The organism is Terriglobales bacterium, assembly GCA_035764005.1.
Taxonomy (GTDB): Bacteria; Acidobacteriota; Terriglobia; order Terriglobales; family Acidobacteriaceae; genus Gp1-AA112.
In genome coordinates this window covers 1-9,153 of sequence record DASTZZ010000014.1, presented here as the reverse complement: position 1 = coordinate 9,153, position 9,153 = coordinate 1, and the positions used below count along the sequence as shown (strand labels likewise).

Annotated in this window: 5 protein-coding genes; 4 read left to right on the top strand and 1 reads right to left on the bottom strand. The window is 56.3% G+C overall.

The window, feature by feature from the left end:
- Positions 1–149 precede the first annotated feature (149 nt).
- Positions 150–1,688 (top strand): ATPase domain-containing protein, encoded by a 1,539-nt coding sequence (locus tag VFU50_01805; protein ID HEU5231565.1) that lies wholly within the window; start codon positions 150–152, stop codon positions 1,686–1,688.
- A complete protein-coding gene (locus tag VFU50_01800) occupies positions 1,685–4,279 on the top strand; it encodes a PAS domain S-box protein (protein ID HEU5231564.1) in 2,595 nt (864 codons plus the stop codon). Before VFU50_01805 ends, VFU50_01800 begins: the two co-directional genes overlap by 4 nt.
- Here VFU50_01800 and VFU50_01795 read toward each other — a convergent pair whose 3' ends face one another.
- Positions 4,280–4,696: a response regulator transcription factor gene (locus VFU50_01795; protein HEU5231563.1), complete on the bottom strand. Its 417-nt coding sequence runs from the start codon at positions 4,694–4,696 to the stop codon at positions 4,280–4,282.
- Between the two features lie 303 nt (positions 4,697–4,999).
- Between VFU50_01795 and VFU50_01790 the strand changes: the two genes are divergently transcribed.
- On the top strand, positions 5,000–5,623 hold the full coding sequence (locus VFU50_01790; GenBank protein ID HEU5231562.1) for a hypothetical protein: 624 nt from the start codon (positions 5,000–5,002) through the stop codon (positions 5,621–5,623).
- Between the two features lie 474 nt (positions 5,624–6,097).
- Entirely contained in the window at positions 6,098–7,621 is a 1,524-nt protein-coding gene (locus tag VFU50_01785; protein HEU5231561.1) for an ATPase domain-containing protein, read from the top strand.
- Positions 7,622–9,153 lie beyond the last annotated feature (1,532 nt).

The window sequence follows — 9,153 nt, the reverse complement described above, 5'->3', positions numbered from 1 at the left end:
GGCCTGAAGAGACTGCTGGAATTGGCTTCCACTCGACAAGGGCGGCAGGAAATCCTTGCGATCCTAAACTCGCGTAACGAACCGCGCGCTGAGCACTTACGGCTGGTTAAGAGCGTTTGCGCTTGAGGCCAGAAGAAGCGGAGAACCGTATGCCTGACCCCGATCTGGTGAAGACCGGCATCGCCGGACTGGACGATATTCTGCCCAACGGCATTCCGCGGGGCAACGTCATCCTGGTGGAAGGGGCCATCGGAGCCGGTAAGACTACGATGGGTGTCGAGTTCGTGTACCGCGGGGCGAGTCAGTTCGACGAACCCGGAATTATCGTTGTGTTTGAAGTCTCACCCGACAAAATCATGCGCGACGCGCTGGGTTTGGGTTGGGATCTTCGTAAGCTCGAAGAACTCCGGAAATTAAAGATCGTGTTCACCACCCGCGAGGTGCTGCGGCAGGAACTGCAACAAGCGGACAGCGTGCTCCTGGAAGAAGCAGCGAAGATCGGCGCTCGCCGGATCTTCATCGACGGCGTCGGGCGCTTGGTCGGCAGCAATGGCGGGCCCGAGTCGCGTTCCGCCTTTCATGTGCTGACAGAGGGTTTGCAGCGCGAGAACCTCACCGCCCTTCTGGCGGTCGAAGCGTCATCCCTGGACGGGAGTGCGCCCGCATCTTTGCCCGAAGAATCTATTGCGGACACGGTGATCAGGCTCAGGATGGAGGAGGCGCAGCGCGCGGTCAGCCGCTCCATCGAGATTGTGAAATCGCGAGGCCAGGATTTTCAGATGGGGCGCCACTCGTTCCGCATCATCGATGGCACGGGCATCCAGGTGTATCGCCGCGTTCAGGCGCCTCGAAGACCTAGTCGGGATCGAGCCGCTGCATTCGATCCCAATACGCGGCTCCCGTCGGGAATTCCTGGTCTCGACGAAGTCATCAACGGCGGCTACTTTGTGGGCAGCACCACGGTCGTGGCGGGAATCTCAGGGGTCGGCAAAAGCGTCATGGGACTCCAGTTCATTACCGAAGGAGCCAGGCGCGACGAGCGCAGCTTGATGCTCTCGCTCGATGAGCAGGTCGAACAGATCGAGCGCAATGCCGCCAGCATCGGCATCGATCTCCCAGAACTTCTGAAAAGCGGCCTGGTTCGCGTGGAATATGAACCGCCTCAGGAAATCGAAGTGGATGTGCACTTCCACCACATCGAAGAACTCGTGAAAGAATTCAAACCAAAACGGGTGCTGATCGACAGCCTTTCCACATACGGTTCCGCTCTTGGGACAAGAGGCAGGATCTTTCGCGACTTCTTTCATGCTCTGGTGGCCCTGATGAAGGAACACCAGATTGTCGCGGTGTACAACCACGAGAACCCCGAGATGTTGGGAATGAATTCCATGATGGGCGACTTCGCCATGAGCTCGCTGGTGGACAACATCATCCTTATGAACTGGATCGAACTGGGGGACTCTTTCCGGCTGGGTTTGACTGTCGGCAAGATGCGGGCGAATCCGGTGGACCGCGTGACGCACGAATGCGAAATTCTGGACCGCAAGGGCATGCACGTGCTGCCGCGCGCCTTGCCGGTGCCTAAGCTTCCATTTTCCACTTACGGGGGACTGGTATCTCGCGCCCCCGAGCGTCGCAGCGTCAGGCGGCCTCGTCAAATCCAGTCAAAAGATGCGCCCGCCTTATGAGCCTTTCAAGCGACGTTCTCTTCAGCTCCGATCTATGGGAAACAGCGCTGGACAAATATGCCAGAGCTGCCCACTTGACCGTCAAGTTGTTCGACCGCGAAATGCGCTCCGTGTCGGGCGCGGTCCATCCCACTCCGTTGTTCCAATTATTTGAACAGAGCGGATATGACCCCGGCATCTTTGCTGAATGCGCACACCGCTGTTTGGCGCAGACAACAGATCGGCCTGCGGTCATCGTTTCTCAATTTCACGGTTTGTCAGTCGTGGGAACCTCGCTCGTACTGGAGGGAAAGATTGTGGGTACCGCGGTGGGCGGATACGTCTTCGCCGACTTCTCGCAGGTCTCAGAAATTCAGCATCTGGCGCGCCAGGCCGGTATCCAGTTCGAACGTTTGTGGGAAATTGCGCGCCAACAGCAGCCGGTGCCGCAGAGTCGTCTAATCGTGAATGGTGAGTTGCTGCAAGTTCTGGGCGATGCCCTGCTTCGAGAAAACCATCGCACACGTCAAAATGCGGAGACTGCCGCTATTGTCGCATCTTCCGACGATGCCATCGTTAGTAAAGACCTCAATGGGGTCATTACCAGTTGGAATCGAGGAGCGGAACGGATATTCGGCTATACCCGACAGGAAGCCATCGGACAACCGATCACGATGTTGATTCCTCCTGATCACGCGGATGACGAGCCGATGATTTTGAATCGCATTCGCCGGGGTGAGTCGGTCGACCATTACGAAACCGTCCGCCGGCACAAAGACGGTTCGTTGCTCGACATCTCTTTGACGGTTTCTCCAATAAAAGATACGAAGGGGCGAGTCGTGGGGGCATCCAAAATTGCCCGCGACATCACCGAGCGCAAGCGTTCGGAAGAAGCTCTGCGCGTCAGCGAAGCGCACCTGCAAACAGAACTTGTCGACACAAAGCTTCTACATAGCATCAGCGCGCAGCTGATTGACGAAGAGAATGTCGAATCGCTCTACCAAAGGATCCTGAACGGGGCGGTTTCCATTATGCGATCGGATTTCGCCAGCCTGCAGATCCTTTATCCTGAGCGAGGGAGCGGAGGCGAGCTCCGTCTGCTGGCTTTCCACGGATTCAGTCCGCAGGCGGCTGCATTCTGGGAATGGGTGGGAAGCGACTCCTCAAAGTCGACCTGCGGCGCTGCCTTGCGTACCGGCAAGCGCGTGATCGCCCCTGATATAGAGAGTTGCGACTTCATGACCGGTAGCGAAGACCGGGCGATGTATCTCGAAACCGGCATTCACGCTTGTCAGACCACGCCGCTGGTTTCGCGAAGCGGGAAGATTGTGGGCATGATCTCGACCCACTGGCGCGAGCCGCATCAGCCTTCCGAGCGCGATTTGCGGATGTTCGACATCCTGGTTCGGCAGGCGGCAGACCTGATGGAGCGCAAGAAGGCGCAAGAAGCCATTCGCGATAGTGAGGAGCACTATCGCATCTTGTTTGATCTAGGTCCGGTTGCCGTCTACTCCTGCGATGCTGCAGGTGTGATCAGGGAATTCAACGATCGCGCTGCAGAATTGTGGGGCCGCACGCCGGTTCCGGGGGATACGGACGAGCGGTTCTGCGGATCACACGAGTTATCTCGTCCCGACGGAACTCTCATGCCCCACGATCAGTGCCCCATGGCCGAGGTCGTGTGCGGCAGGATACCTGAGATTCGGGACGCGGAAGTCCTGATCGCGCGGCCCGATGGTACGCAAGTCACGGTCGTCGTCAACATCCGCCCGCTCAAAAACCAACTGGGAGAAATCGCGGGAGCAATCAATTGTTTTTACGACATCACCGAGCGGAAGCAGGCCGAAGAAGCTCTCCTGCGAGCGCATGATCAACTCGAATTCCTGGTGCAGCGGCGCACCGAATCTTTACGTCGGCTATCGAGCCATTTGCAGCACGTCCAGGACGACGAGCGGCGCAGGATTGCTCGCGAATTGCATGACAGTGCCGGGCAGTATTTGGTGGCACTCAAGATGAATCTCGCCCAGTTGAACCAGCCTGACCCCCAGAAAGCCAAGGCGGTGCTGGCAGAATCGAACCAGTTGCTGGACAGATGCCTGGCGGAGATCCGTACCATCTCTTACTTGTTGCATCCGCCGATGCTGGACGAGAGCGGGTTGGCTCCTGCTGCGGCGTGGTATGTGGAAGGATTCGCCAAGCGGAGCGGCATTCAGGCGAACTTGGAAATATCCCCGCGTCTCGAACGGCTGCCGGCAGACGTTGAAATGGTTTTGTTCCGGGCACTGCAGGAGAGCCTGACTAATGTGCATCGCCATTCTCGGAGTTCGAAAGTAGACGTTCGGTTAGAGACGGAGAATGGTCACGCCGTCTTGCTCGTAAGAGACTATGGCCGTGGATTCCCGCCCGGGCAATTGGAAACTCTTCACAGCGGCTCCGGTTTGGGAGTCGGCACAGCAGGCATGCGGGAGAGGGTGCTTGAGCTCGACGGCTTGTTAGAGGTCGTCTCGGAAGAACCTGGCACTTCTGTGAAGGTGACGCTACCCGTGGCGAAGGCTGAAGCGCGCGCCGCGCCATCTATTGAAGACTCGACAGACCGCAACTCCGCGGCCTAATCAAAGCAAAGAATCTGTTGCAGGCTCAATTGGTTTGATCTCGAAAAATGTCTCTTTGTTCACTAGAGCCTCGACCCCATTCAAGATCCCCCGAGTATCGGACTTGGGAGCAGCTCCCTTGATTCCTGCAGCTTTGGCCTGTTTAACCAGCTCAGACGTGACGTAGATCGTGACCAGGAGAATCGGAACAGACGGAAGAACACGTCCCAGCACCCGCGCAGCATCGACCCCAGTCATTCCAGGCATAAAGAAGTCTAAAAGAATGATGTCCGGCACACATTCCTGAGCCTTGTCGACGGCGTCTGCCCCGTCCACTGCTTCTGCGCACACTTCCCAACCAGGATGTTGCTCCAGCAAACCATGCAGACTATGCCTGACAGCCCGGCTATCGTCTGCGATCAGAATTCGAAGCGGCATAATTTGGCAAGAACCCTATCATTATGATTCCGAATCCAATCGACAGGAATGCCGCCACAGCTGTAGTTGTGCGGCAAACAGTGTGTACAAGTCTAAGAGCATTCCTGGCCACAATTCGCGAAGCCTTTTGGGAATGCGATTGCTCACCTATCGCCATCTCTCAAGAACCTGGACAGGGTAAGCGAAATTGTTGAACCCACCGCAGCAGGTGCGCACCCTATCCGAGCAGCCGCAAAGCGGGTAACATTGACTGCGTACGCTGACTGAGAACGCTCCACGTTGAGTCTTTCGGCGGCATTCTGCATGGCAACCGAGCGGATAACGATGCTTCCCCCACAGACGCGAGAGTTGGCTTTACGGCTTCTCGCTCACGAAAGCGCTGCTGGCAAAGCCTCCGAGCCGGCGGAGTTCGCCGCTTTTCGTGTTTGTGCGAAACTGCGCGGGCCTCTAGTTACACTCGCGGGAGTTGCCGGTTTTCGCTCGCTGATTTCCCGTGCACTGACGCTGGCCAAGGCGGACGCTCCGAGTCTCAGCGCGGTACAGGTGGCAGCGGATGGCTCCTTGCACGGCCTAGACGCGCTTCGGCCGCAAATCGATGCGGATGAAGCGCGCGACGCAGGGATAATTCTCATTACCCAGTTGCTCGGGTTGCTTGCCCGAGTTGTCGGCGAAGCGATTACCTTGCAGCTGGTAACATCTGAGATTCTTCCAGACTTTAGGTTCCTCCCGAATAGCGGCGTACCTGTGGGCTTTGAATCGATCCTCCACGAAGTGGATGATCTCCACGGCGTCAGTGCGCGTCTGGAGGAGCTGGCGGAGCAATATCCCCCCGTCACAGAAGCACTGAAGACTATTTCTGGAAACGTCCTAAACTCGGCGACGGTCTTGGCGGTCGTGGCTGCAATCAAAAGCCCCAAGCCGAACTGAGTATAGAAAACTGAGTCTAGAATTTATCCTGCATGGAAAAAGAAATCGTGAGTCTTCAGGAATCACGAAATTTGGCCCAGCGCCTTCTTGCATACGAAGCCGTTGGGGACGAGAACTCCGCGCCGTCGGAGTCTGCCGCTTCTCGTGTTTGTGCGAAGCTGCGCGGCCCTCTGATTACACTCGCGGGAGTTGCCGGTTTTCGCTCGCTCCTTTCCCGTGCTCTGACGCTGGCCAGGGCAGAAGTTCCCAGTCTGAGCGCAGTACAAGTAGCAGCGGATGGCTCGCTAAGGGGTCTCGATGAGCTTGTGTCGCAGACTGACAAGGAACATGCCAGGGAAGGAGGGGTCATTCTCATTGCCCAGTTGGTCGGGCTGCTCCTGACTTTCATTGGCGAGGGTTTAACGATCCGATTGGTTCAGGATGTATGGCCGGAGGCCGCCTTCGACGGCCGTGTTTCCGAGAAGAGAGGAAAGCGTGAGCGCACACGATAGAGTAATCATACAAAAACTGCCGACCGGGGTACCGGGCCTGGATGAAATCCTGGGCGGCGGCCTCCCGGAGTTTTCCTTCAATATCATCGCGGGGGCACCAGGGAGCGGCAAGACGACACTGGCGCACCAAATCGTGTTCGCCAACGCCACTCCGGAACGTCCCGCGCTCTACTTCACCATCCTCGGCGAACCCGCTCTCAAAATGCTGCGATACCAGCAACAATACACATTCTTCGACCAGGCGAAGTTAAGCACTGCTGTTCACTTTATCAACCTGAGCCAGGTCGTGTTGGAGAAGGACTTAGACGCGGTGCTGGAGGAGATTGCGAAACAGGTTGAGAAGGCAAATCCCGGTATTGTGGTCGTGGACTCCTTTCGGACTGTGGTGCGGAAGGCGCTCGGCGGTACAACCGAAGTGGAGCTGCAGGCTTTCATTCAACGGCTAGCCCTGCTCCTGACGAGTTGGCAAGCTACGACTTTTCTGGTCGGAGAATATGTCGAAGGGGAGATCCGAGACAATCCCGTGTTCACGGTATCCGATGGCCTCTTTTGGCTATACCAAACGTCGGAGCGAAGCTCGATTGTGCGGAAACTCCAGATCATGAAACTACGCGGGCAGGCGTCCGTGCCCGGACTGCACACCTTCCGTATTACCAATGCTGGGCTGCAAGCCTTCTCGCGTACTCTTGGGCTAGCCGGACAAACAAGAAAGATTCCCAGCACACGACGCCTCTCCATCGGCATTCCGGAATTGGACAAGATGCTCGGCGGAGGCATTCCGGAGGGAGACAGCATCCTTGTGGCTGGGGCCTCGGGGACGGGGAAATCAGTCTTGGCAACCCAATTCGTTGCTGAAGGTATTCGTCAGGGCGATCCGGGAGTTGTGGTGGTGTTTGAAGAACGACCGCAAGAATATGCGGAGCGCGCCAGCAGCTTTGGCCTGGATCTGAAAACGCCGCGACGCGAGAAGAAACTCGAAATCCTCTACTTGCGGCCACTGGATCTCTCGGTGGATGAAACCATGCACGAGATTCTCGCCGCAGTTCGCAAGATTGGCGCTAAGCGCCTGGTGATTGATTCGCTAGCGGGCTTTGAGATGGCGCTAGCCCCTGGCTTCCGCGCGGACTTTCGCGAGTCGCTCTACCGGATGATCACCGCACTGACGGGAATCGGCGTGACCATTCTAAGCACGGTTGAGGTGAACGAGTCGTTCACGGAATTCCCATTCAGTACCTACTCGATTTCCTTTCTCACCGATGACATTATCCGGCTTCGATACGTATGTATCGATGGCCAGCTTCGCAAGATTATGGTCGTTATCAAGATGCGCGGTGGCAAGCATAGTAAGGACATCCGCGAATACGAGATCACTTCCAAGGGTTTGGTCCTCATGGGCGACCGCCTCACGGATTATCAAGGCCTTATCACGGGAATTCCGAAGCACGTGGGCCGACCCGGCAGTAAGGAAGCACGCACACACAAGTCAAAAGCCAAGACCAAAAGCTAAACTGGAGTCATCTGGAACCAATGTTCTCGTCTCGTTCCAGAAAATCTGCTCAGCTACCTCTTCGTTGTTTTGCCTGAGAACTCGGAGCAGCGGTGAGCCCCGTAGTGTTCCTTCGCTGTTTCCTCTTCTTCGCGCGAGACCCTGGCCGAACTGGGACTGTGGACGCAGTACGTCCAGTCGCAATCGGTGCAGCGAAACTTAATTAAGAGGCCGGACTGGTAATAGGGGATCATGTACGCCATAATGCAGCCCATCCGGATTAGGGTGAGATCCAACTTTCTGCGATTGGAGGAACTCTGCCTCTGACGTTCGAGGAGTGAAGCAATTAGTCCGCTGTGTCCTTGTTTTGCGCTCCCTGCAGGACGTCAACTGGTTCCTCGGCCACATGTACTTGGTGAACATGTTTGTCAAACTGCCGTTGCATGGTTTTCATTGCTGCTCCCGGATTTCTTGCCAGCCCAGGCCCGCCGGAACCAAAGTCCGTGTCGCAACTAGAGCACCTGCCATGCAGTCCCGATTTGTCGTTTTGCGTGATCTTAAGGTGTGGTTTGTTCATGCTCCGCGTTCCGCCTGTGACGTCGCTGGTTGACCGTGAATTCAGCTTAGCCGTTGGGAAGGCCATCATGCTGTGCAAGAGTGACCACTCTCTTCTCCAGTGAGAGGCGTTGAGCAAAACTGATCAGACGCTGGAGGGTGGCAGCGATATGCTTCTGAGTATGGGAAACCACGCCACTTTCAAGACCAATGAAGAGGTCCCGAGAAGCGGGCTTTATCGAGTTTTCCACACTGACCACCCGATTCGAGACATCAGACTCCTGAAGGGTAATACCTTTCCGGCCTGCCCGAACTGTTCATCCGTGATCCATTTTGCCTTGATCAGCGCCATTAGGACCGAGTCAGCCGGAGCACGTTTTCGACTGCTGATGCAAGATGACGCAAGGAATGTTGCGTGAGGCAATCGCCCTGCGGCATGACTCGGTTAACTGAGTCCCCGGAAAAGTCCTGTATAGATTTTGGCCGGCCGAGTGGGGTTGAGTTGGGAATTTGCGTTGTGTCAATGCTGGCAACAGAAACAGAATAGGAGGACGTTTGTCGATTGTTTCAAGTCCGATAATCTCTGTCCCCGCTGCTCAACCTCAATCCGCGGGACCTTTCACTACGCAGTCATCAAGCAACCAAAACTCGAGAAGAAAAAAGGGAGATCGTGACTCGTATCAAGCCACCGACCCGATTCCTTCAGCAGGATCACGCACAGTCGATACGGACGGTGACACGGATGCTCCGTTCGTGATCATTTTGACCCTGCCGAAATGTCTTGGATCAAACGAAGCAAAGAAGCTGATACGTGAGTTGAAAACGAAACTTACAGGCGAGCCCCCTCTGGTAATTGTGGACCTTTCTCGCGTGACGGAGATGGATTGTGCGGGGTTGGACGGATTATTGGTCTGCATGCAAGAGATTGCCAAGCACGATGGCGCCATTCAGTTGCGAGCGATTTCATCCGAAGCGGCCACTCTTCTGGAACTTTGTCG

Bases quoted from the DNA above. Each gene is read 5' to 3' on its own strand.
- VFU50_01805 (HEU5231565.1), top strand. From the start codon at position 150: ATGCCTGACCCCGATCTGGTGAAGACCGGCATCGCCGGACTGGACGAT.
- VFU50_01800 (HEU5231564.1), top strand. From the start codon at position 1,685: ATGAGCCTTTCAAGCGACGTTCTCTTCAGCTCCGATCTATGGGAAACA.
- VFU50_01795 (HEU5231563.1), bottom strand. From the start codon at position 4,696: ATGCCGCTTCGAATTCTGATCGCAGACGATAGCCGGGCTGTCAGGCAT.
- VFU50_01790 (HEU5231562.1), top strand. From the start codon at position 5,000: ATGGCAACCGAGCGGATAACGATGCTTCCCCCACAGACGCGAGAGTTG.